The following is a 21,741-nucleotide window of genomic DNA, read 5'->3' as shown; positions in this document are numbered from 1 at the left end:
CCGCGCGTCAGTGATGGAGGATCTGGCTGAGGAACGTGCGGGTCCGTTCGTTGCGCGGGTTGGCGAAGAATTCCTTGGGCGGTCCCTCTTCGACGATCTCGCCGCGATCCATGAAAATGACCCGGTCGGCGACAGATCGGGCGAAGCCCATTTCGTGCGTCACCACCAGCATGGTCATGCCTTCCCTGGCCAGCTCGATCATGACGTCGAGCACTTCCTTGACCATCTCGGGATCGAGCGCCGAGGTCGGCTCATCGAACAGCATGATCTGTGGCCGCATGCAGAGCGCCCGTGCGATGGCCACGCGCTGCTGCTGGCCGCCGGAAAGCTGGCCGGGATACTTGTTGGCCTGCTCGGGGATGCGCACCCGATGGAGCAGGCTCATGGCGATTTCCTCGGCCTCCTTCTTGGGCATCTTCTTCACCCAGATCGGCGCCAAGGTGAGGTTGTCGAGGATGGTCAGGTGCGGGAACAGGTTGAACGATTGGAACACCATCCCGACTTCCTTGCGGATGGCTTCGACGTTCTTCACGTCATTGCTGAGCTCGATCGACTTGCCGTCGACGCTGACCACGATCGAACCCGCCTGGTGCTCTTCCAGCCGGTTGATGCAGCGGATCAAGGTCGACTTGCCGGATCCCGACGGGCCGCAGATGACGATCTTCTCGCCCTGCTTGACCTGCAGGTTGATGTCGGTCAGCACGTGGAACTGGCCATACCACTTGTTGACCTGGTCAAGCTGTATGACCGTCGACGTGCCGTTGAGGGCTGCCATGGGCTTGCTCTCCGTTCCTGCGCTTCAGCGCCGGGTTCCCTTGTTCAGTTCGTGCTCCAGGTACTTGCTGTAGCGCGACATCGAGAAGCAGAAGCAGAAATAGACTGCGGCTGCGAAGAGGTAGATTTCGCCCGGGAAGCCCGTCCACAGCGGATCGACGAGCGCCTGGCTGGCGGTCTTCAGGAAGTCGAAGATGCCGATGATCAGCACCAGCGATGTGTCCTTGAAGAAGCCGATGAAGGTGTTGATCAGCGGCGGGATGACGACGCGCAACGCCTGCGGCAGCACGATCAGGGTCGTTCGCTGCACATAGTTCAGCCCCATCGCGTCGGCGGCCTCGAACTGGCCCTTGGGCAGCGCCTGCAGGCCGCCGCGCACGATCTCGGCGATGTAGGCACCGGCGAACAGGATGACGGCGACCTGGGCGCGCAGGAACTTGTCGATGCTGGTGCCGCTGGGCAGGAACAGCGGCAGCATCACCGAGGCCATGATCAGCAGGCTGATCAGCGGCACGCCGCGGATCAATTCGATGAAGCCGATGCACAGGCCACGGATCAGCGGCAGGTTCGAACGCCGGCCCAGCGCCAGCAGGATGCCGTACGGGAATGCGAACGCCAGGCCGTAAGTCGCCAGAATCATGGTGACGGCGAGCCCGCCCCATGAGCCGGTCTCGACATAGCTGAACAACACGATGGGAACCGAGTAGCTCGGCAAGACGCCAAGGACACGCAGAATCAGATAGATGCCGCTGAGCACGGTCACCGCCGTGTAGACCGTACGTTCCGTGTTGTCGGCCACGGTGCGGCGGAACAGAGTCGCGGCCAGGCTGGCGACGAAGATGATGGCGGAAACCAGCGTCACCGGAATGTGGATCTGGCCGAACATCAGCATGAACGTGATGACGGTGCCGATGCCCCAGATGATCGCGAGTCGGCCGGCATTCCACATACGCCGATCGCAGCTCAGCACCAGCATGCCCAGCATGGTCACGATCGCAAACAGCGGCCGCCAATGCTGGTCGTAGGGAAAGGAGCCGAAGAAGATGTAGCGCAGCTTGGCGCCGATGATAGCCCAGCAGGCGCCACCGGTACCGACACACTCTTTGCCGCTTTCGGCCGAGAACGTGGCCTTCAACACGGCCCAGTTGAGCAGGAACGATCCCAGCCAGACGATGAAGGCGATCAGCAGGACGGTGGTGATGGCGTTGCCCCAGCTGCTGAATAGGTTCTTGCGTATCCAGCCCAGTGCGCCCGCATCGACGACGGGGGGGAGCGCTGCGGGGCGCGGCGTGGCCGGGCCGGCCTCGGTGGCTTGGCTCATGGCTCAGCGCTCCTTCAAAGCGATACGGCGGTTGTACCAATTCATGAACAGCGAGATGGAGAGGCTCACTGTCAGGTAGGCCGCCATGATGATCAGCACGTTCTCGACGGCTTGGCCGGTCTGGTTGATCGTGACGTTGACCGCCGCGACCAGGTCCGGATAGCCGATGGCGATCGCCAGCGAGCTGTTCTTGGTGATGTTGAGATACTGGCTGGTCATCGGCGGCACGATGACCCGCAGCGCCTGCGGTAGCAGAACGAGGCGGGTTGCCTGGCCGCGGGTCAGGCCCAGCGAGTAGGCCGCTTCGCTCTGGCCCTTGTGCAGTGCCAGGATGCCAGAGCGCACGATTTCGGCGATGAACGCCGAGGTGTAGAGCGTCAGGCCGACCAGCAACGCCGTGAACTCGGGCTGGATGACCGTGCCGCCTTCGAAATTGAAACCCTTGAGGTGCGGCACGCTGAAATCGAGCGGCGCGCCACTGATCAGCCAAACAAGCAGAGGCAGCCCGATGATCGCGCCGAGCCCCGCCTTGATCGTGGGGAACGGCTGGCCGGTGGCGGCCTGCCGCGCCTTGGCCCAGCGCCTGATCGCCCAGGTCGCAGCAATGCCGACCAGCAGCGCAACGCCCATCCAGCCGTGCACGTCATGGGCAAAGGGGACCGGGAGGTAGAGGCCGCGGTTGCTGAGGAAGACCGTATCCCACAACGCGGCGATGGCCTGGCGCGGGCCGGGAAAGGCTTCGCTGATAACCTTGTAGATCAGGAACAGCCACAGCAGCAGCGGCACGTTGCGGAAGAGCTCGACATAGCATTCGCACAGCTTGTTCAGCAGCCAGTTGGGCGACAACCGGCCGACGCCGATCAACGTGCCCAGGATGGTGGCCAGCACAATGCCCAGGACGGAGACGCGCAGCGTGTTGAGGATACCGACGAAGAGGGCACGGGCATAGGTGTCGGCGGGCGAGTAGGGGATCATCGTATCGCCGATCTCGAAGCCGGACTCGCGGCCCAGATAGGCGAAGCCGGTGGCGATGCGTTGTCGCTCGAGGTTCTCGATCGTGTTGGAGACGAGATACCAGGTGAGTGCGGTCACTGCGCCGATGACCACGATCTGGAAGAACCAACCCCGGATGATCGGATCGTTCCACGGCGCGACCTTGGCTTTGGGCAGTGCCGGCTGTGCGATCGCCATGTCAATTTCCTCGCACGTATAGGGCGTTTGCTGCGGTGCAGTCAGTATTGGTGGTAGCAAGAAGAATGCCGATGCGGCCGGCGGGCGCCGGTGGCGCGCAGGGACGAACCGCTGGAATCGCGGGTAAGGAACGGGCCTGTAACCTGGCCCGGCTGGCCAGTATCGTTCTACGCATTCACTCTCCCTGCCGCACCGCGGTCCATCCCGACCCGACCGTGGACGGTTTCGGCAGGCATCTGTCGGCCTGCTTGGTGGCTACTCTAGCCGGGAATCGGCCTACGTCCATAGGGGTCAAATGAAAACCGCCGCCCTTTGGGGGCGGCGGTTTCGGCCGTCATGGCAACGCCCGCGTCAGCGGATCGGTGGTGCGTATTGCAGGCCGCCCTTGGTCCACAGGGCGTTCAGACCCCGATCGATCTTGAGCGGCGTCTCCGCGCCGACGTTGCGCTCGAACGCTTCGCCGTAGTTTCCGACCTGCTTGATGATGTTGTAGGCCCACTTCTCATCGAGGCCCAACGCCTTGCCCATGCCCGGTATGGCGCCCAGGATGCGCTTGATGTTGGGGTTGTCGCTTTTCAGCATCTCGTCGACATTCTTCGAGGTGATGCCGTACTCCTCGGCCTCGACCATGGCGAAGAGCGACCAGCGCACGATGTCGGCCCATTGGTTGTCGCCGTGGCGCACGACCGGGCCCAGCGGTTCCTTGGAGATGATCTCCGGCAGGATCAGGTAATCATCCGGCTTGGGCGCATTGGCGGCGCGCGTCGAATACAGGCCCGAGGCGTCGGTGGTGTAGACGTCGCAGCGGCCCGAGAAGAACGCCTGGCGGATCTCCTCGAGGTTCTCGATCACCACCGGCTTGAAGGTCATCTTGTTGGCACGGAAATAGTCGGCCAGATTCAACTCTGTCGTCGTGCCAGGCTGCACGCAGACGGTGGCGCCGTTGAGCTCCTTGGCGCTCTTCACGCCGAGCTTCTTGGGCACCATGAAGCCCTGGCCGTCATAGTAGGTGATGCCAGTGAAGTCGAAGCCGAGCGCTGTGTCGCGGGTCAGCGTGTAGGTCGTCGTGCGTGACAGCACGTCGACCTCCTTCGACTGCAGTGCCGTGAAGCGCTGCTGCGCCGTTGTCGGCACGTACTTCACTTTTTCGGAATCACCGAACACCGCCGCAGCGACCGCGCGGCAGACGTCGACTTCCAGGCCTTTCCACTTGCCCTGGCTGTCGGCCAGCGAGAAACCGGCAATGCCCGTCGTGACGCCGCAGATCACCTGGCCGCGCGCCTTGATCGTATCAAAATCCGGGCCTGCCTGTGCGGTGCCGGTAACGCCGGACACCGCAACCACGGCGGCGGCTGCCGCCATCATTCTCTTGATCATCGAAGTATCCCTTCGTAGAGCCTCTGTCTTCGCAGGCCGCTGGTGCGGCGCGCCGGCTGCGTGCTGGGCACACGCGACCGTTGCACGCACTGTAAAGCCAACTCTTCGTGGGGCGCAATCACCGACCACCGCCCGGACGGCACCGCCCAAAAGAGAAACGCGCCGGCGGAAGACCGCCGGCGCGTTTCGTAGCAGGGCCAGGCGTGGCGTCTACAACCGGTTGGGGAGGTCCGGGTCATTGCTCGTGCGGCGGGAGGAGCCGCCCCGTGCCATGCCGGCGGTCGTGCGCTGCCAGTCGCGGAACGAGACCAAGTCCTGACCGTTCAGCCGGCCGCCGCCGTTGCCCGCAACGTAGGGGGCCGGGTTCACGAACTGGCCGTCGACGAGCACGCAAAAGTGAAGGTGCGGGCCGGTCGACCGGCCGGTGCTGCCGACATAGCCGATCAGCTGACCCTTGCGCACGCGCGTGCCGGGCGCGACCGCGTAGTTGGACATGTGGCTGTAGCTGGTGGCCAACGAGTCGCTGTGCACGATTCGCACGGTCTTGCCGTAGTTGTAGTACCAGCCGGCGTAGTCGACGACGCCATCGGCGGCGGCCACGATGGGCGTGCCGTACTGGCCGGCGACGTCGAGGCCGTTATGGAAGGCGGCCCACCGTCCCCACCGCCGGGTCCCGAAGGGCGAGGAGATATGACTGCCCTCGATCGGCAACGTCATGCTCGAGTCGCCGACCCGGTTGCCTTGCTCGTCGAAGAAGCCCTCCGGTTGGCTGCGCGGCGAGAACCACCAGACCTGACCGCGCGAATTGCGATCATAGATCGTCGCCGTCAACAGCCGCACCTGACCATCGCCGGTACGGCCGTTCACGACCTCGATGTTGGCCGAGCGGCGGTCCAGCGTCGCCGGCGCGACAGCGGCCAGCGCCTGCGCCGCTGCCCGTGCGGTGTGGGTTTCGACACCAGCATTGGCCAGTGCGACGTTGGCATCGCCATTGGCCGAGACACGCCGCAGGCCGACCGTCGACTGCGCGATGTCACGCAGGGAGCGCGCCGTGCGCAGGCTCTGGCCGTCGCGCGTGCTCCACATGCGCGGATCGTCCTGGCCGGCATCGGCGCTCGACGCGTCGGTACTGAGGCTGGCGGGGCGCGCGACCGTCGGCGGCTGTGCGCCGGCCACGGCCGTTGCCGTTTTGCCGGCGAAGGTGCCGTCGGCGCCGCGCTCGATATCGGCAACCATGCCCGTGGCGCCAAAGATTTGCAGCGACTGCAGGCGATGCGATCCTTTGGCACCATCGGCAACCAGTGCGGCGCGCCCGGTGTTACCCACGCTCAGCGATCCGCCTTTCAGTTGGGTCGTCACAGCCTGAGCTGCGGCGCGCGCGTCGTTCGCATTGACACCGACGGCGACCAACTGGTCGGCCAATGGCCGCGCCGGGTCGATGGCGAACGGCTTCGCTTCTTCGGACGTTGCGGCGCTGGGTTCTGGCGCCTGTTTCGTTGGCGCGCCACGGGCCGTGATACGCTTGACGCCGGTTGGCGTGGACGGCTTGGTGGCCGTCGATTTCGGGGCTGTCGGCTTGGCCGCTGTGGGCTTAGCCGCGCTTTTGGGTGTCGTTGTGGTCGCCTGCTGCGGCGGCCTGATGACTTGAGTGTTCGGCGCTGCCCACGCGACGCTCAAAGCGCCTGCCGCGGTCATGAGCCCCAAGGATATTGCGGAAGCATAGACGACAACGCGTCGCCGTTGCCCGGTTGTGTCCGGCATGAACCCCTTCCCGCATGACATGGTCGGAAGAACGGCTTGTCTTGTCGGGACGGGGTGGGGCGATCCGCGGAGCTCTCTCAAGCAGCGCGGATCGGCCGGCCCTGCCCTGTGGTTGGCGCGACTTTCACAGCACCCTGCGGTTTGAGTCCAGTGGAAAGTTGCAAAAATGCAACATCGGCCAGGTGACTGAGGGAACAAATCGAGAATGACAATAAAGGAAAGAGTTCAAATTGGTTGATCTTCAACAATCGTCGCGAAGTATTGCCGCATCGTGTTTCGATCTGCGGGTACGTGTACGAACGGACGCGTTGGCCTCAGCCGACGCTGGTGAAGAAATCACGGATCAGGCGATTGAACTGACCGGGGCGCTCGAAATAGGCCGAATGCCCGGCGGCGGCGATCTGCACGGCACGCCCATGGGGCATGGCAGCCGCCAGCATGGGCGCGACGGGAGATGGAAAGACAATATCCTCCTCGCCGGTGATGAAGAGCGTCGGCACGGTGATGCGGCGGGCGTCATCGAGACCGCGCACGCGTGTCTCGCCCAGGCGCCGGCGTACGCCTTCCTTGTCGAGCGTGACGTTCATCGCATCGATGGCGGTATAGAGGAAATGCTGCGCTGGCTGTTCCATCGCCATGCGATCACCGGCCGCGACGTGAATGCCGCGCTCGCGGAATACCGCATACTTCGCCTCGACGCTCTTGCTCCATGCATCGGGCAGATCGGCGGCGCCGTCGATGGCGCGTGGATCGAGTGTGCCCGAGGTGGCGGCCAGCACCATGGCCTTGAGCGCCGGCGGCTGGCGCAAGGCGTACTCGACAGCCGACCAGCCACCCATGGACTGGGCGACGATGCGGACGTCGCTGAGACCGAGATGCGCGATCAGCGCGGCAAGGTCATCGACATAGTCGCGTGGGTGGGGGCCGCCCGGGATCGGATCCGATGGCGCGAAGCCGCGGTGCGCGAAGGTTACACACGTGTACTGCGCGCAGAACGCCGGTACCTGCTGCCACCACGACAGGTGATTGCCGCCCAACCCGTGTGCAAAGATGATCGCCGGCCCCGTACCCGTGACCTCATAGTAGATGCGCCCTTCCGGTCGTGGCAGAAAACCACGTGCCTGCGGCACCGATCCGGTGGCGTGTGCAAAGTGCGCGCGATGAACGGTGGGCCCGGTCATGGGTAGCTCTCCTGTCGGCTCGGCTGATCCTGCGCCGCTCAATGTCGCGACGGCAAGCCCAGCTCAGAGCACGTAGAGCGAATCGCCCACGACGCACAGCGGCCAGCGGCCGCTGGCAAACAGGCGGAACTTGACATGGAAGGGGTGCGTCTGTGGCGCTTGCGCGATCATGGCCAGCGCGACCTGATGGCAAGCCATCGTCGCGGCGCCGGCCGCGACGCGTGTCAGTGCCGGGTCGGCGATCCCGGCGCGCGTTGCCGCCAGCGCCGCGCGGCCGTGCACGAGCTCGCCAGCCGTGGCCATCACAGTGCTTAGTGCCGTCATCACCGCATGACGGTCGAACCGCCGTTCGGCATCGGCCATTAGCGCATGCCGCTGGCGCTCCTCGGCGTCCCACCAGGCCGTCGACCATCCCGTGTCCTGGGTGATGCGGGCAGCGTCGTGCCAGTCGCGTGCGACGGCGACATGCAGCGCGCCCAGCCGCAGGGCGAGGATATAGCTTTCCGCATCGCTCCGGTCGGCCGCGGTCCAAGGCTCGCCCACGGCAGCAAACCACGACGCCGTGGCGATGGCGTCGCGGACCTCATCGAGATGAGGGTCGATCGCCGTCACGCCGCGGCCTGGTACTCCGGCAAGGTCAGGCCATATTTCGCCGTCACCTCGCGGGCGCGGTTCAGGAAGTCGGCACGCATGTCGTCGTTGGTCCGCAGCTTGATGCCCCACTTGCGGAACGTCTCATTGTTGCGTGATTTTGAGCCGCCGAAGAACGCCGGCAGATAGGGGAAGTAGCGGTTGATCGCGTCCTGCAGTCGCGCCTTGCCTTCGGGTGTCTTCACCAGCTCGGCTGCGAAGTCCTCGCCGAACTGGGCATGGAAGCGTTCCTCCGGCATGGTGGCGCGCGCCAGGTTGCGCAGCGGATGGAAGGCGCAGTGCAACAGGTCCTCGACCTGCAGGATCTCCGCCAGGTCGGCCAGCAGCTTGATGGTGACGAACTCTTCCCAGGTCTTCAAAGGGAATTCGAAGATCGACAGCGGCCGTTTGCTGTCGCTGGGTACCATGCGCGCTTCTGGAATGCCGATCTGCTCGCCCAGCTGCTTGAAGCGTACGTGGTGGCCGTATTCCTCCATGGCCACGCGGCAGGTCAGCCACTTGGCATACGGCGTCGGCGCCAGGGCAATGGCCGGCTCGTCGAAAACCTGGGCGCCGTAGAGCTCGTTGATCGCATGGCTGATCACCAGCTTGGCCACGGCTTCGCGGAATTCCTCCGGCGCTTCCTTCAGCTCGGCGATGGTCTTGACGACGATGGGCTGTGCTTCGCTCATGAAGGGCTCCGTGCGGCCGCGTGTCAGACGACAGGTTCGGTGTTGAAGGCTTCGAGATCGGTGGTGAGATCGGTCATCTTGCCTGCGCCCTCGCGCTGCAGGGCGGCGACCAGGTCGTCGGGCACCCAGTCGGCCGTCGCGTTGGCCAGGCGTGCCACCGGCCGTGGCTGGCCGAACAGGAAGATCTCGCGGCCGCGCACGCCCACCAGCTGGCCGGTGATCGACGATGCCGCCGGACTGCACAGTGCCAGCACCAGGTTGGCGACATGCTTGGCGTCGATCCGCAGTGCCCGCTCCTTGTACCTGCGCTGAGCATCGTTGGCCGGCTGGATGATGTCGGTCACGCGGGTGTGCGCGAACGGCGCCACGGCGTTGGCGGTGATCTGCGCGCGGACCAGGTCCATCGCGGTGACGCGCGTCAGTCCGAACAGGCCGGCCTTGGCGCTGGCGTAGGCTGCCTGGCCGAGATTGCCGTAGAGGCCGGCCGACGACACCATGTTGATGATGCGGCCCCAGTCGTAGCGGCCGCCGGCGCGTCCGGCCTTGCCTTGCTCGCGCATCACGGTGCTGGCGGCCGCCGTGAGATAGAAGGGCGCCGACAGGTTGGTGCGGATGACCGCTTCCCAGTCGCGGGGATCGGCCTTGAAGACGAACGAGTCGCGCAGGATGGCGGCGTTGTTGACCACGATGTCGATGCCATCGAACGTGCGCACCGCCAGATCGACGACGGCCTTGGCGGTGCTGGGCGAGGCCACGCTGTCGCCATAGGCGATCGCATGCGGCCCCAGTGCCTTGGCAGCCTCGGCGGCAACCGAGGCATCGGCGCCGTTGCCATCGATGCCCGTGCCGTTGTCGGCAATCACGACCTTGGCGCCGGCGCCCACCAGTGCCGCGGCGATCGCGCGGCCGATGCCGCGGCCGCCGCCGGTCACGATCGCCACGCGTCCATCGAGCAATCCGCTCACGTCATCCTCCGTCACATCTGCGCGCCGGTCTTCTTGCCGGCAGCTTGCATCTCGGCGGCGGTGTAGAAGGCATCGGCGTGCACGTCGATGCGCCGCATGCCACGCGCCGTCAGCAGTTTTGTTGCGGCCTCGACCATCACGGGCGGGCCAGCGACGTAGGCCTTGCAACCGTCGACGTCGTCGAAGTCGCGGCCCACGATCTCATGCACGAGCCCCGTGCGCCGGCTTGTGGCGCCCCCAGGTTCGCTCAGCACCGGGACGAAGTGCAGCGTCGGATTCGCCGCGGCCAGCGTGGTAAAATGTTGTTCGAGATAGAGGTCGCGCTCGTTGCGTACGCCGAAATAGAGATGAATATGCTGCGGCAGCTTGCGGGCGAGCGCGTGCTCGACGATCGACTTGATGGGGGCCAGGCCCGAGCCGCCGGCGATGGCGAGAATCGGCCCGCGATGGCTCTCGCGCAGATACGACGTGCCGAAAGGCCCCTCGACACGTGCCTTGTCGCCGACCTTCACGTTGTTCGCCACGTGGGCGCTGGTGTTGCCGCCGGGCATGCGCCTGATATGGAATTCCAGCTGCCTGTCGTCCGGTCGATTGGCCATCGAGTAGTCGCGTGCCGGTGCGCCCTCGAAGCTGACGCTGGCGAACTGCCCGGCCGAGAAGGTGAACGGACCACCGCTGTTCACGTCCAGCAGCACACGTTTGATGTCGTGCGTGACGTCGTCGATCGCCGTCACGGTGGTGCTGAGGATCCGGCGCGGGTGGACGATCAGGTCATCTTCGTCGAGCCACGCCACCTCGCAGGGCATGTCCGGTACGGCGCGGCAGGCGAGGATGAGGCCACGGTCCCGCTCTTCATCCATAAGCGCGAATTCGGAGTAGCCCTCCATGTCGACGGTACCGTCGAGCAGGTTGGATTTGCAGGCACCGCAATTGCCGGACTGGCAACCATGCGGATAGGCGACGCCGGCATCCAGCGCTGCCTCCAGGATGGTGACGCCGGCACCGCAGTCGAGCACGGTGCCGGTGTTGGAAATCTTGACCAGATGACCCACGCTCGACCTCTCGTGCGGCGCCGTCCGCCCGACATCCGCTGCGCTCGACAGATTCACCAGCCGCCGGTACTGTCGCGGAAGGGGAAAATGTTTGGTATCCAAACAATCTGATAGCATGAAGGCCATGCCGCGTCCATCCCGTCGAAACTCCGCGCCTCAGGTCGAGCCCGGTGCCGGTGGCCCCGACGGGCTTGACCGGGGCATGCTGCCGGGATTGGTCGGCTATGCCCTGCGCCGGGCGCAGGTCGCCGTGTTCCAGGACTTCGCCCGGGAAATGGCCGAAACGAAGATCCCGGTCACGCCGGGCGAGTTCGGGATCCTGGTGCTGGTGTCGCGCAATGTCGGGCTCAGCCAGACCGCGCTGGCGCGTGCCATCGGCGTCGATCGTTCGACATTGGTGCCGATCCTGGATCGGCTCGAGCACCATGGGCTGATCAAGCGCCGCCCATCGCCGGTCGACAGGCGCACCCACGCACTGGAACTGGGCCCGACGGGGACAGCGTTGCTGCCGGTCTACGAATCGGCGGTCCGCCGGCACGAGCGGCGCATCCAGCGCCGGCTGGCCGGCGGCGAAGGCAGTACCCTGATCACCGCGCTGGATCTTCTGCTGGACGGTGCATTGCAGCCGTGAAGCCGGACCTGCTGCAGGCGGCCCTCGATCATGCTACGGCAGGATAAAATCGGACAGGTATGGACTCACGGGATGACCGATCAGGAGATTCTGCAGCGCTTCAATAGCCGCCGCCAGCCGGCCAACACGACACTCGGTACCGAGGTCGTCGAGGTCGACGCGACGGAGGGCAGGGTGACGATCCGCTGTACGGCCACCCGCGATCACTGCCACTCGATCGAGTGGAGCCCCAAGGGCGGCATCGTGCAGGGCGGTTTCGTCACCGGCTGGCTCGACACCGCCATGGCGCACGCCTGCGTCGCGCGGTCCAAGTTCACCGTCACGGTGCCCAGCCTCGAGATCAAGGTGAGCTTCCTGTCGCCGGCGCATCCCGGTGTCTATCTGGCCAGGGGCTGGATCCAGCGCTGGGGTCGCACCGTTGCCTTTCTCGAGGGCGAGCTGCATGACACGGCCGGCAAGTTGATCGCGACGGCGAGCTCGACGGCGTTGCTGACGCCGATACCGATGACAACGCATGCCGCTGCCTCCTGAGCGCCGGCTGGCGCTGGTCACTGGTTCGACGTCGGGCATCGGCGCCGCCGCGGCGCGGCGGCTGGCGCGTGACGGCTACGCCGTCGTAGCGCACGGGCGGCGGGTCCGTGACGATGCCTCGTCGCTGCTCGCGGATATCGGTGCGATCGACTATGTCGCGGCCGACCTGGCCGACGAGGCCGAGGCGCGCCGCCTGGTTGCCGACGTGCTGGCGCGTCACGGCCGGCTCGACGTGCTGGTCAACAATGCCGGCGAAACGATGCGCATCCCGCATGCGGACCTGAAGGCGGCCACGCCGCAGATCTGGCGCCGCATGATGGACGTGAATGTCATCGCGCCTTGGGTGCTGATCGCCGAGGCCGAGTCGGCACTGCGCCTGTCGGCCGAGTCGGGACGTCCGGCCTGTATTGTCAATATCGGCACACACGCGGCAGTGCGGCCCAAGGGCGGCTCGATCCCCTATGCCGCCAGCAAGGCGGCGCTGCATCACGTCACCAAGCTGCTGGCGCTGACCCTGGGCCCGACGATCCGGGTCAACGGCGTGGCGCCCGGCCTGGTCGATACGCCGATGACGACCGGCTGGGATGCCGCCATCGAACTTTGGAACACGAAGGCGCCCATGCGCCGCATGGCGCGGCCCGAGGATATCGCCGACCTGGTTGCGGCGCTGGTGGCCAATGACTACGTGACGGGTGAAATCATCATCGCCGATGGTGGCCTCAACCTGACGTGACGCGATGTTCGATGGCTTCGAGACGGCTCTCGTCGATGTCGGCGAGACGACGATCTTCATCCGTCGCAAGGGCAGCGGACAGCCGTTGTTGCTGCTGCACGGTTTTCCCCAGACACATGTGATGTGGCACCGCGCGGCGCCAATGCTGGCGGCCGACTTCACGGTCATCTGCGCCGATCTGCGCGGCTACGGTGCCAGCGGCAAGCCGCCTTCGACACACGATCACGCGCCGTATGCCAAGGGCGTCATGGCCCGCGACATGATCCGCATGATGGAAAAGCAGGGGTTCCCTCGGTTTTCCGTGGCCGGTCATGATCGCGGTGCTCGTGTCGGCTATCGCCTGGCATTGGATCACCCCGACCGGGTCGAGCGTCTTGCCCTTCTGGATATCATTCCGACCAGCGAAGCGTTTCGCCGCGCCGATGTCCGGTTTGCCTTGGCGTTCTGGCCATGGTCTCTGCTGGCGCAGCCCGAGCCATTGCCGGAGCGATTGATTCACGCCGACCCGGCCGCCGTTGTCGACGATGCGCTCCGGCAGTGGGGTTCGGATCAAGCCAGCTTTCCGCCCGAGGTGCGGGCAGCCTATATCGATGCGCTGCGGGACCCCGATGCGGTCCATGCGATCTGCGAAGAGTACCGCGCGGCGGCCACGATCGACTGCGCGCGCGACAGCGAGGATCGGCGCGCGGGCCACCGCATTTCATGTCCGACATTGGTGTTGTGGAGTAGCGGCAGTGCGCTTGACACCTGGTATGAGGCCGTCGGCGGCCCGCTGGGTATCTGGCGCCAGTGGGCAACCGAGGTGACGGGCCGTCCGATAGCGGGCGGCCACTTCTTTGCCGAGCAGAACGCCGAGCAGACCGTCGGGGAACTGCGCGCTTTCTTCATGCCATCTCCCCGCGCCGGCGGGGAGATGGATGAGGCGCCGACTTAGGTCTTGCCGGCTTCGTCGCGTGCCGCCAGCGCCGCGGCGCGGCGCTGGTGAGCGCGGCGGGACAGCATGTTCAGCCCCTCGACCAGCACCGAGAAGGCCATCGCGGCATAGATGTAGCCCTTGGGCACGTGGGCGCCGAAGCCTTCGGCAATCAGCGTCATGCCGATCATCAGCAGGAAGGCGAGCGCCAGCATCACCAGGGTCGGATTCTTCTGGATGAACCGCGCCAGCGGCTCGGCGGCCAGCAGCATCACGATCACGGCCACGACCACGGCAATCACCATGACGGGGATGTGCGGCGTCATGCCCACGGCGGTGACGATGCTGTCGATGGAGAAGACGAGGTCCAGCGCCAGGATCTGGGCAATGGCGGAGCTGTAGCCGATCCGCACTTCGCGGCCGTCGAGAAAGTCAGGGTGCGGGTCGGGGTCGACGCTGTGATGGATCTCCTTGGTCGCCTTCCACACCAGGAACAGGCCGCCGGCGATCAGGATCAGGTCACGCCAGGACAGGAAGAGCTTGTAGCCGAACAACTCGATCGGTTCCGTCGCCCGTACGATCAGCGCGATGGTGCCCAGCAGCGCCAGCCGCATGATCAGGGCAAGCCCGATGCCAATCCGACGTGCCCGGGCGCGCTGATGCTCGGGCAGCTTGTTGGTAAGGATGGAGATGAAGATGAGATTGTCGATGCCGAGCACAACCTCGAGCGCGATCAGAGTCCCCAACGCCACCCAGGCGGCAGGGTCGGCGGCCAGTGCCGCGATGGAATCCAACATTGTTCGTCACCCTTTTGTTCTCTGTCTTTCGTTTGCCGTCGCCCGCGAGGGGGAACGCGGCATCGCAAGGTGAGGGGAGGCATCAGGCAATTCAAGGGCATCACGCGCAGGGCCATCGACGGGCGTGACGATGCCATTACAATAGGCAGATTGCGTTGCCACGGAGGAAGCCATGTCTGCATCAAAAGCCCCCGCTACCGAATTGCCGCCCGGCCACAAGGTCAAGCCCTGGACGCCGCCGGAGACGATCACCGGGCAGATGCTGGCCGAGGCGACCGGAAAGCTGAACGACCTGCTGCGAATCCGCACCCTGCCGATCGGCATGAAGTTGTTCGAGGACCCGGCCGACATGGACAAGATTTCCGGTCTGCGCCGGCCGACCGAGGGCCATCGTTTCACCATGTGCCAGATGGTGACCCAGTCGCGCTGGTCCGGTTTTACGCTGGGCATCACGGTCGACAACACGCGCGGCGGCAATTGCGGCGGCGTGGTGGGGTTGAATCATCCGGGCGAGGGCTTCCTGTCCGGCGATCACATGAACGGCGTCTGGTTCGGCAACAAGGAAGCCGCCCGCATGCACCAGGCCACCATGCCGCGGGTGCCGAACGGGAAATACAACGGCCTCGTGGTGGCGCCGCTGCGGTCCGCGCGGCTCGATCCGCCCGACATCTGCCTGCTCTACGGCACGCCCGGCCAGATGATCTTCTTCATCAACGGCCTGCAGTTCCATCGCTACCGCCGCTACGACTTCACGGTCACCGGTGAAAGCGCCTGTGCCGATTCCTGGGGACGGGCGCTGTCGACAAAGCAGACCTCGCTGTCGCTGCCGTGCTTCGCGGAGCGCCGCTACGGCGGCGTCGCCGACGACGAACTGCTGATGGCGTGCCCGCCCGACGAATATCTGCGCGCCGTCGAAGGCATGGGGCATCTGTCGAAGAACGGCCTGCGCTATCCGTTCCCGCCCTATGGTGCAGCGATTGATCCGGCGGCAGGCATGGCCAAGAGCTATGGATGAGCGTGCGACTCTACGTCGTTGCCTTTCCTGACCTGGCGCCGGCGGACGCGCAGCTGCTGACCGGGCTGCGCGCCCGCTTTCACCCGGCGCAGGCCGACCGGATCGGCCCGCACTTCACGTTCGCCTTTGCGCTACCGGCCGAGGCCGACAGCGTGTTGTCAGCGCGGGTGCGCGACGTCGCCGCCATGACGGCGCCGATTGCTTTCACGCTGCGCAAGGTCACGCCGATTGCCGATCCCGCGTCCGGTCGTGCCTACATCACGCTGGTGCCGCATCGCGGCCATCTGGCGATGATCGAACTGCATCGCACGCTGCACGAAGGCCCGCTTGCAGCGTACCGCGACGTTTCCATCCGCTTCGAGCCGCACCTGACGCTGGGCGTGTTCGACACAGCCGACGAATCGGTGGCCAGGACCGCTGACCGCATCGCGGTGGAGATGCGCGATGCGGGGGCGGGCGATGGTATCGCCGGACGCTTGACGGCGCTCGCGATCGTGGCGGAAACGCCGACGGCGATCACGGAACGGCTGCGGGTTCCGCTCACGCCGGTGGGTTGATCTTTGTCGGGCCTGCCGGCGTGAACGCCCGCGGTTCGACAACCGGCTAAGGCAACGTGACGATCTCAATCCAGTTCGGGTTCTGGCCCATCGGATACGCCGCAAGCCGGGTAAGCCGGCCCGTGTCGGCATCGATGCGATAGCTCGACAGGGCATGAGAGAGCTGACCGACGGCCAGCAGGTAGCGGCCTGACGGGTCGATCGCAAATCCGCGCGGCTGTTTCTCGGTCGGTGTATGGCCGACGAGCGACAGCGTACCTCCGGTGGGCTCGATCTTGAACGCAGCCAGCGTGCTCGACGTTCGCTCGGACGCGTAGAGAAACCGGCCATCCGGCGTGACGTGGATGTCGGCCGCCCAGGGTTTGTCGTTAAAGCCGGGCGGCAGAGCGGACACCGTCTGCAGTCCCTTGAGCTGGCCGGATGCAGCGTCGTAGGCGAAGACGTCAACCGAGGCATCGAGCTCGTTGAGCAGATAGACAAACGTTCCCTGGGGATGGAACACGAAATGCCGCGGCCCGGCCTTGGCTTTCACGCCGACCGACGGCGGTGTGTTGGGTGTCAGCGCGCCGGTGCCGGCGTCGAAGCGAAACTGATGTACGCGATCACCGCCAAGGCTGGTCGACAGCACATGGCGGTTGGCAGGGTCGGCCAGAATCGCATGGGCATTGGGTTCGGTCGCCACGATCTGCGACGGCGGCTGCACGGTGCCTTGCGGTCCGATCGGATTCACCGTGATCTTGTTGCCGCCGTAGGACGCGCTGAGCAAAAAACGCCCGCTGCGGTCGGTGGCGATGTAGGCCATGCTGTCCGCCAGCGGCCCGTTGGCGGTGTGCGTGAGTTTGCCGCTGGCGGGATCGATCGCGAAGCCGACGACGGTAAACGGCTCGGAGCGGACCCCGACATAGAGGAAGCGACGATCGGGGCTGACCGCCATGGGGCTGGTCGGACCGGACTTGGCGATTCCGGGCAGCGCCACCTTGTCGATCAGGCTCAGCGCGCCATTCGCCGGATCGAGCTGCAGGACGTAGATCTCGTTGCTCTCGGCATTGCCGACATAGACGACGGTGGCGGCGCGCGCTGACGGCACGGCCAAGGCCGCCGCAACCAGGGCCATTGCCGGCAAGGCGGCGATCAAACCGAACGTGCCACTCATGCGTGTCCTCCTTGCCCGGTTCTTTGAAGAGCAACGGAAGCCGCGCGATCCACTGGATCGCTGTACGTCTCTATCGGCTCGTGAGCCGGATCTCGATGCGGCGATTGCGGGCGCGGGCGGCATCGCTGGTGCCGGGATCCAGCGGTGCATTGGCGGCATGGCCGGCGGCGACCAGGCGCTGTGGTGGGATGCCCTGGCCCTCGAAGAACTTCACCACCTCGATGGCGCGCGCCGCCGACAACTCCCAGTTCGACGGGAACTGCGGCGTGCTGATCGGCACCGAGTCGGTATAGCCGTCGACCTGCAGCACCCAGTTGATGTCGGGCGGGATTCCGGCGGCGATCTCTTTCAGGCGCAGCGCCAGCTCGGTCATCCGCACCACGCCCTCAGGCTTGAGTATGGCTGATGCCTTGTCGAACAGCACCTCGGACTGGAAGACGAAGCGGTCACCCACGATGGTGATGCCGGCCTGGCTGCTGAGCGCATCTCGCATGCGGCCGAAGAACTCCGAGCGGTAGCGCGCCAGTTCTTCGACTTTGCTGGCGAGCGCGCGGTTGAGCCGCTGGCCCAGATCGATGACCTGCGCCTGCTGCTCCTTGGCCTTGGCGTCGGCGGCATCCAACGCTGCCGACAGCCGCGCGAGCTCGGCGCGCGTCGCGTTCATCTCGGCCGTCATCCGCACCAGGGCGGCTTTCGATTCGGCTGAGAGTTTCTGTTCCTCGGTGAGCTGATCCCAGAACTTGCCTTTTTCCTGGTTGGCGGCGGCCAGCGAGGCCGCCAGCCGCGTCAGCTCCAGCTTCTGCCGGTCGATCTCCTGGCGCAGCGCGGCCGCGGCTTTCTCGGCGTCGGCCGACGTTGACAGCGCCTTGGCTTCGGCCACCTTGAGCAGGGCTGCCAGCTTGTCGCGATCGCCGGTGAGCGCCAGCAACTCGGCCGTCAGCTTCTCGCGGTCGCTCATGGCGGCTGTCAGTTCGCGCGCCTGCTTCTCCTGTGCCGCCGTGAGATCGGTGGTCTGCTTGTCGAGCCTGGCCTTGTCCCTGCCGAGCTGGTCGCGCTCGGCGGTGAGCGCTTCGATGCGTTTGCCCAGCCGTCCTTGCTCGACGGTAAAGCCTTCGATGCGCTGCTGGGTGGCGGCGAGGTCGCGAGCCAGTGCGTCCCGGGTTGCGGTCTCGTCGCGCAGCCGGGTGGTCAGTGTCGTGACCTGCTTGTCGAGATCACCGGTCCGCGTGCGTTCCATGCTCAGCAGGTCGCCCAGCTGCGCGATCTGGCGGTTGAGCCGGTTGATCGCCTCGTCGCGGCTCGACACATCGCCCTTCAGACGGCTGATCTCATGCTCGCGCTCGGTGACGGCGCTGCCCAGCGCGAATTGCGCCACCGTGTAGAACGCCAGCAGGAACACCAGCACCATCAACAGGCTGGCCAAGGCATCGACGTAGCCAGGCCAGGTGTAGTCGGCATGGGCGCCACGCCGGCGCGAGGCGATCGATGCCATGGCTCAGTCTCCCGCGCGATCGCGTGGGGTGCGGACGGTGCCGATGCCCGGCCGCGGCCCGGCAGGCCCGACCGTCGGTGACGATGCCGGGTTGGCTGGTCGCGTCGGAGCCGATCCGGCAGCCGCCGGTGGCGACAAGGCAGGGGCCGCGATGGTGCTGGGTGTGCCTGGCGCCAGGCCGGCGCCGCCCGTGCTGCGCGCCGCGAGTGTGCGGGCCAGCAGCTTGAACTCGCCGCGCAATTCGTCGGCCAGCGCCGTGCGCCCGCGCACGGTCTCTTCGAGCAGGCGGGCGGTATAGGCTTCGAGGTTGCGCAGATGAGCCCGCGAAGGCTCGTCCGTCGCCGGCATCTGGGCGGCCTGTGCCGAGCGTTCGACCATGCGCGTGACCGTCTCGCGCAGCTCGATGCCGCTTTCCACCAGGCGCGCCATCATGGACTGCTGCTGATGGATCGTATCCGTGAGCAGCGCCAGCTGCTCGCCGAGCTGTGCCATCGACTCGCCGGTGGCGCTGCGCTGCTCCTCGCTGCGTGCCAATGTGCGCTGCAGCTTGTCGATGCTCTCGGCGCTTTGCTCCAGCAAAGCCTCGACATAGGCTGGCAACGGCTGGTCGCCCTCGACCTGCAGGCTGCCGCCCGACAGTCGGGTCTGCGCCGCCAGCCAGTCTTCGAGATCGTTGAAGAAACGGTTCTGCGCCTGGCCGGCCTGCAGCTCCATGAAGCCCAGCACCAGCGAACCGGAGAGACCGAACAGCGATGCACCGAAGGCAGTGCCCATGCCTTTCAGCGGGCCTTCCAGGTTCTCCTTCAACCGGCTGAACATCTGTGCGCCATCGCCGCCCAATTGCAGCCGGGAGATCGCGTCTCCGACGGCGCTCACGGTATCGAGCAGGCCCCAGAAGGTCCCCAGCAGGCCGAGGAAGATCAGCAGCCCGATGGCATAGCGCGAGATCTCACGCTGCTCGTCGAGGCGCGCGGCGATGCCGTCGAGCAGCGAGCGGGTGGCCATCGGGGACAGCCTGAGCTTGTCGCGCCGTTCTCCCAGCATGGTGGCCATCGGCGCCAGCAGCCGCAATCGATGGGCGCCGGCTGTCGGTGGTTCGTCGCGACTGACGCCTTCCAGCCATCGCACCTCGCGTTCCAGGAGAAGCACCTGGCGGGCGATGAACAACAGGCCCAGTACGAAGGTCACCAGAATGGCGCCGTTGATCACCGGGTTGTGCCAGAAGGTGCGGACCAAAGGCTCGCGCAGGAACCAGGCAACGACGCTGACCGCCGCCAGGAACAGCAGCATGCGCAGCAGGAAGCGGCGCGGTCGGGTCATGCGGACTCCTGTGAACGGGGGCTCAGCATGGCCAGGATAGCCGTTTTGTCATCTTAATTCGATGCCCAGCAAATAGATGGGCCACCCACGGCGATCACATATCGTCCGAAGGAACGTGATGCGTGACCTACCGCTTCCGGTCCAGGACGGCCTCGACATAATCCTGAGGGCCCTCCAGCGGCTTGATGCCGAGCGGCTGCAGGTCAATGCGTGTCGACTGAATGCCTTTTGCGACAAGGTAATCACGGACCGTCACGCCACGCTTCAGGGACAGGCGGCGGATCTCGCTGATGCTGCTGCCGGTGCTGCTGTAGGCCTTGAGAAGCACACGCGTGGCGGCATCGGCCTGCAGGGTGGCAGCGACGCCATCGAGCACGGTACGTGCCTCATTGCTGAGCAGTGCCGCACCTTTTTCGAAGATGACCCGCGGCGGTGCCGCCACCGGCGTTGACGCGGCAGGGGGTGCGGCGGCTGGCGGCGGTGGTTTGGGTGTCTCCGGCGGCGTCGGCTGCGGAGGCTCGACCACGCCTGTCCGCGGCTGCGTAGCTGGCGGTGGCGGTGCCGGCGGCGGTACCTCGCCGGGCCGGGTCGGCCGTTGCGCCACGTCCATCCGGCCGGCGGAAGGATCCCTGGCCTGGGTCGGGCACGAGGACAGGCCGACGGCAAAAACGCCGGCGGTTGCAATCAACCGCCAGGACATCCAACTGGCTCGAAGCATGGCTGTCATCATGGACGGCCCCTGTTATTCGAGCCGATCGAGTCGATTTTGAGGCGTCCTCAGGCTTCCTTGAGGACTTTCGCCAGCGGCGCGTGCAGCTCGAAATTGGTCGCCAGGATCGAGGCACCGCCCAGGCGGTAGGGTTCGCCGGCGATGTCGCTCACCATGCCGCCAGCTTCCTTCACCAGCAGGATGCCGGCCGCCACATCCCATGGCGAGAGGTCGAATTCCCAGAAGCCATCGACACGGGCGGCGGCGACAAAGGCGAGATCGAGTGCCGCCGCACCGAAGCGCCGGACGCCGGCAACCGCCGTCATCATTGGCCGCAAGGTGCGCAGGAACTCGTCGTGCTTTGCCTTGGAGGGATGCGGTATGCCAGTGGCCACCAGCGCATTGAGCAGGGTCTTGCGGCCGGCGACGCGCAGGCGCCGCGAACGCACCATGCTGGGGGTTTCCAGGAAGGCACCGGCACCTTTTTCGGCCCAGAACAACTCGTCGGTCGCCGGATTGAGCACCAGGCCGGCCACGATGTCGCCTTGCTGCTCCAGCGCGATCGAGATCGCGAAGTGCGGCAGGCCGTGCATGAAGTTGGTGGTGCCGTCCAGCGGATCGACGATCCAGCAATGGGTGCCGTTGCCTTCGGCCGGTTGCCCTTCTTCGCCGAGAAAGCCGTAATCAGGGCGCGCCCGCAGCAGGTGCTCGCGGATCACTTTCTGGGCGTAGATATCGGCATTGCTAACGAAGTCGCCCGGTCCCTTCTCGGTAAACTGCAGGTGCTCGACCTCGCCGAAATCACGCTTCAGACTGCGGGCAGCGGCGAATGCGGCCCGGATCATGATCGTCATGGTCGGCGATTTCGGCGTGTCGGCGCGCCGCGACGGCGGTGCCGAGCGCTCGCGGCCGCCCAGCAAGCCGCGCCCGACGCGCGCCACCGGAC

The 21,741-nt window shown here is 65.9% G+C and carries 22 protein-coding genes; 6 read left to right on the top strand and 16 right to left on the bottom strand.

Going from position 1 to position 21,741, the window contains the following annotated elements:
* Nucleotides 1–7: 7 nt before the first annotated feature.
* The 10 genes from FQU96_RS06320 to FQU96_RS06275 all read right to left on the bottom strand — a co-directional run bounded on the left by FQU96_RS06320 (nt 8) and on the right by FQU96_RS06275 (nt 10,944).
* On the bottom strand, nt 8–775 hold the full coding sequence (locus tag FQU96_RS06320) for an amino acid ABC transporter ATP-binding protein (RefSeq protein ID WP_146540037.1): 768 nt from the start codon (nt 773–775) through the stop codon (nt 8–10).
* Between the two features lie 24 nt (nt 776–799).
* A complete protein-coding gene (locus FQU96_RS06315; RefSeq protein WP_255467880.1) occupies nt 800–2,095 on the bottom strand; it encodes an amino acid ABC transporter permease in 1,296 nt (431 codons plus the stop codon).
* Nucleotides 2,096–2,098: 3 nt separating this feature from the next.
* A complete protein-coding gene (locus FQU96_RS06310; protein ID WP_146540036.1) occupies nt 2,099–3,286 on the bottom strand; it encodes an amino acid ABC transporter permease in 1,188 nt (395 codons plus the stop codon).
* A 351-nt stretch (nt 3,287–3,637) separates the two neighbouring features.
* The gene (locus tag FQU96_RS06305) at nt 3,638–4,660 is read right to left on the bottom strand and encodes an amino acid ABC transporter substrate-binding protein (RefSeq protein WP_370461354.1); all 1,023 of its coding nucleotides are present in this window, start codon (nt 4,658–4,660) and stop codon (nt 3,638–3,640) included.
* A 213-nt stretch (nt 4,661–4,873) separates the two neighbouring features.
* On the bottom strand, nt 4,874–6,340 hold the full coding sequence (locus FQU96_RS06300; RefSeq protein ID WP_178130341.1) for a M23 family metallopeptidase: 1,467 nt from the start codon (nt 6,338–6,340) through the stop codon (nt 4,874–4,876).
* Nucleotides 6,341–6,738: 398 nt separating this feature from the next.
* Nucleotides 6,739–7,605, bottom strand: a complete 867-nt coding sequence (locus FQU96_RS06295; protein WP_146540033.1) for an alpha/beta fold hydrolase — start codon at nt 7,603–7,605, stop codon at nt 6,739–6,741.
* Nucleotides 7,606–7,668: 63 nt separating this feature from the next.
* Nucleotides 7,669–8,217, bottom strand: a complete 549-nt coding sequence (locus tag FQU96_RS06290) for a hypothetical protein (protein ID WP_146540032.1) — start codon at nt 8,215–8,217, stop codon at nt 7,669–7,671.
* Entirely contained in the window at nt 8,214–8,927 is a 714-nt protein-coding gene (locus tag FQU96_RS06285; RefSeq protein WP_146540031.1) for a Phenylacetic acid catabolic protein, read from the bottom strand. The genes FQU96_RS06290 and FQU96_RS06285 overlap by 4 nt, the downstream gene beginning before the upstream one ends.
* Before the next feature lie 23 nt (nt 8,928–8,950).
* Nucleotides 8,951–9,892: an SDR family NAD(P)-dependent oxidoreductase gene (locus FQU96_RS06280; protein WP_178130340.1), complete on the bottom strand. Its 942-nt coding sequence runs from the start codon at nt 9,890–9,892 to the stop codon at nt 8,951–8,953.
* Nucleotides 9,893–9,903: 11 nt separating this feature from the next.
* Nucleotides 9,904–10,944: a 2Fe-2S iron-sulfur cluster-binding protein gene (locus tag FQU96_RS06275; RefSeq protein ID WP_255467879.1), complete on the bottom strand. Its 1,041-nt coding sequence runs from the start codon at nt 10,942–10,944 to the stop codon at nt 9,904–9,906.
* Nucleotides 10,945–11,068: 124 nt separating this feature from the next.
* Between FQU96_RS06275 and FQU96_RS06270 the strand changes: the two genes are divergently transcribed.
* The 4 genes from FQU96_RS06270 (at nt 11,069) to FQU96_RS06255 (ending at nt 13,773) form a co-directional block, all read left to right on the top strand.
* Entirely contained in the window at nt 11,069–11,575 is a 507-nt protein-coding gene (locus FQU96_RS06270; protein ID WP_178130339.1) for a MarR family winged helix-turn-helix transcriptional regulator, read from the top strand.
* A gap of 72 nt (nt 11,576–11,647) precedes the next feature.
* Nucleotides 11,648–12,106 carry a PaaI family thioesterase gene (locus FQU96_RS06265; protein ID WP_146540027.1) on the top strand — a complete coding sequence of 153 codons (459 nt, stop codon included), beginning with the start codon at nt 11,648–11,650 and terminating at the stop codon, nt 12,104–12,106.
* Nucleotides 12,090–12,839: an SDR family NAD(P)-dependent oxidoreductase gene (locus FQU96_RS06260; protein WP_146540026.1), complete on the top strand. Its 750-nt coding sequence runs from the start codon at nt 12,090–12,092 to the stop codon at nt 12,837–12,839. Before FQU96_RS06265 ends, FQU96_RS06260 begins: the two co-directional genes overlap by 17 nt.
* Before the next feature lie 4 nt (nt 12,840–12,843).
* Entirely contained in the window at nt 12,844–13,773 is a 930-nt protein-coding gene (locus FQU96_RS06255; RefSeq protein ID WP_146540025.1) for an alpha/beta fold hydrolase, read from the top strand.
* Here the strand turns inward: FQU96_RS06255 and FQU96_RS06250 are convergent.
* The gene (locus tag FQU96_RS06250) at nt 13,770–14,549 is read right to left on the bottom strand and encodes a TerC family protein (RefSeq protein WP_370461347.1); all 780 of its coding nucleotides are present in this window, start codon (nt 14,547–14,549) and stop codon (nt 13,770–13,772) included. The genes FQU96_RS06255 and FQU96_RS06250 overlap by 4 nt on opposite strands.
* 259 nt (nt 14,550–14,808) lie before the next feature.
* Between FQU96_RS06250 and FQU96_RS06245 the strand changes: the two genes are divergently transcribed.
* Nucleotides 14,809–15,564 (top strand): DUF169 domain-containing protein, encoded by a 756-nt coding sequence (locus FQU96_RS06245; RefSeq protein ID WP_146540637.1) that lies wholly within the window; start codon nt 14,809–14,811, stop codon nt 15,562–15,564.
* Nucleotides 15,561–16,121 (top strand): 2'-5' RNA ligase family protein, encoded by a 561-nt coding sequence (locus FQU96_RS06240; RefSeq protein ID WP_146540024.1) that lies wholly within the window; start codon nt 15,561–15,563, stop codon nt 16,119–16,121. Before FQU96_RS06245 ends, FQU96_RS06240 begins: the two co-directional genes overlap by 4 nt.
* A 46-nt stretch (nt 16,122–16,167) precedes the next feature.
* Here FQU96_RS06240 and FQU96_RS06235 read toward each other — a convergent pair whose 3' ends face one another.
* The 5 genes from FQU96_RS06235 to FQU96_RS06210 form a co-directional block, all read right to left on the bottom strand.
* Complete coding sequence (locus FQU96_RS06235; RefSeq protein ID WP_146540023.1) at nt 16,168–17,274, bottom strand: beta-propeller fold lactonase family protein; 1,107 nt, start codon at nt 17,272–17,274, stop codon at nt 16,168–16,170.
* 70 nt (nt 17,275–17,344) lie between these two features.
* The gene (locus FQU96_RS06230) at nt 17,345–18,766 is read right to left on the bottom strand and encodes a peptidoglycan-binding protein (RefSeq protein ID WP_146540022.1); all 1,422 of its coding nucleotides are present in this window, start codon (nt 18,764–18,766) and stop codon (nt 17,345–17,347) included.
* Nucleotides 18,767–18,769: 3 nt separating this feature from the next.
* Nucleotides 18,770–20,086, bottom strand: a complete 1,317-nt coding sequence (locus FQU96_RS06225; RefSeq protein WP_218574624.1) for a flagellar motor protein MotA — start codon at nt 20,084–20,086, stop codon at nt 18,770–18,772.
* A gap of 127 nt (nt 20,087–20,213) precedes the next feature.
* Nucleotides 20,214–20,804 (bottom strand): OmpA family protein, encoded by a 591-nt coding sequence (locus FQU96_RS06220; protein WP_178130338.1) that lies wholly within the window; start codon nt 20,802–20,804, stop codon nt 20,214–20,216.
* A gap of 59 nt (nt 20,805–20,863) precedes the next feature.
* Nucleotides 20,864–21,649 (bottom strand): inositol monophosphatase family protein, encoded by a 786-nt coding sequence (locus FQU96_RS06210; protein ID WP_146540636.1) that lies wholly within the window; start codon nt 21,647–21,649, stop codon nt 20,864–20,866.
* Nucleotides 21,650–21,741 lie beyond the last annotated feature (92 nt).

The organism is Reyranella sp. CPCC 100927, from assembly GCF_007859315.1.
GTDB lineage: Bacteria > Pseudomonadota > Alphaproteobacteria > Reyranellales > Reyranellaceae > Vineibacter.
Note: the sequence above shows the minus strand (reverse complement) of the source record. Positions and strands in the feature narration are given on the sequence as shown.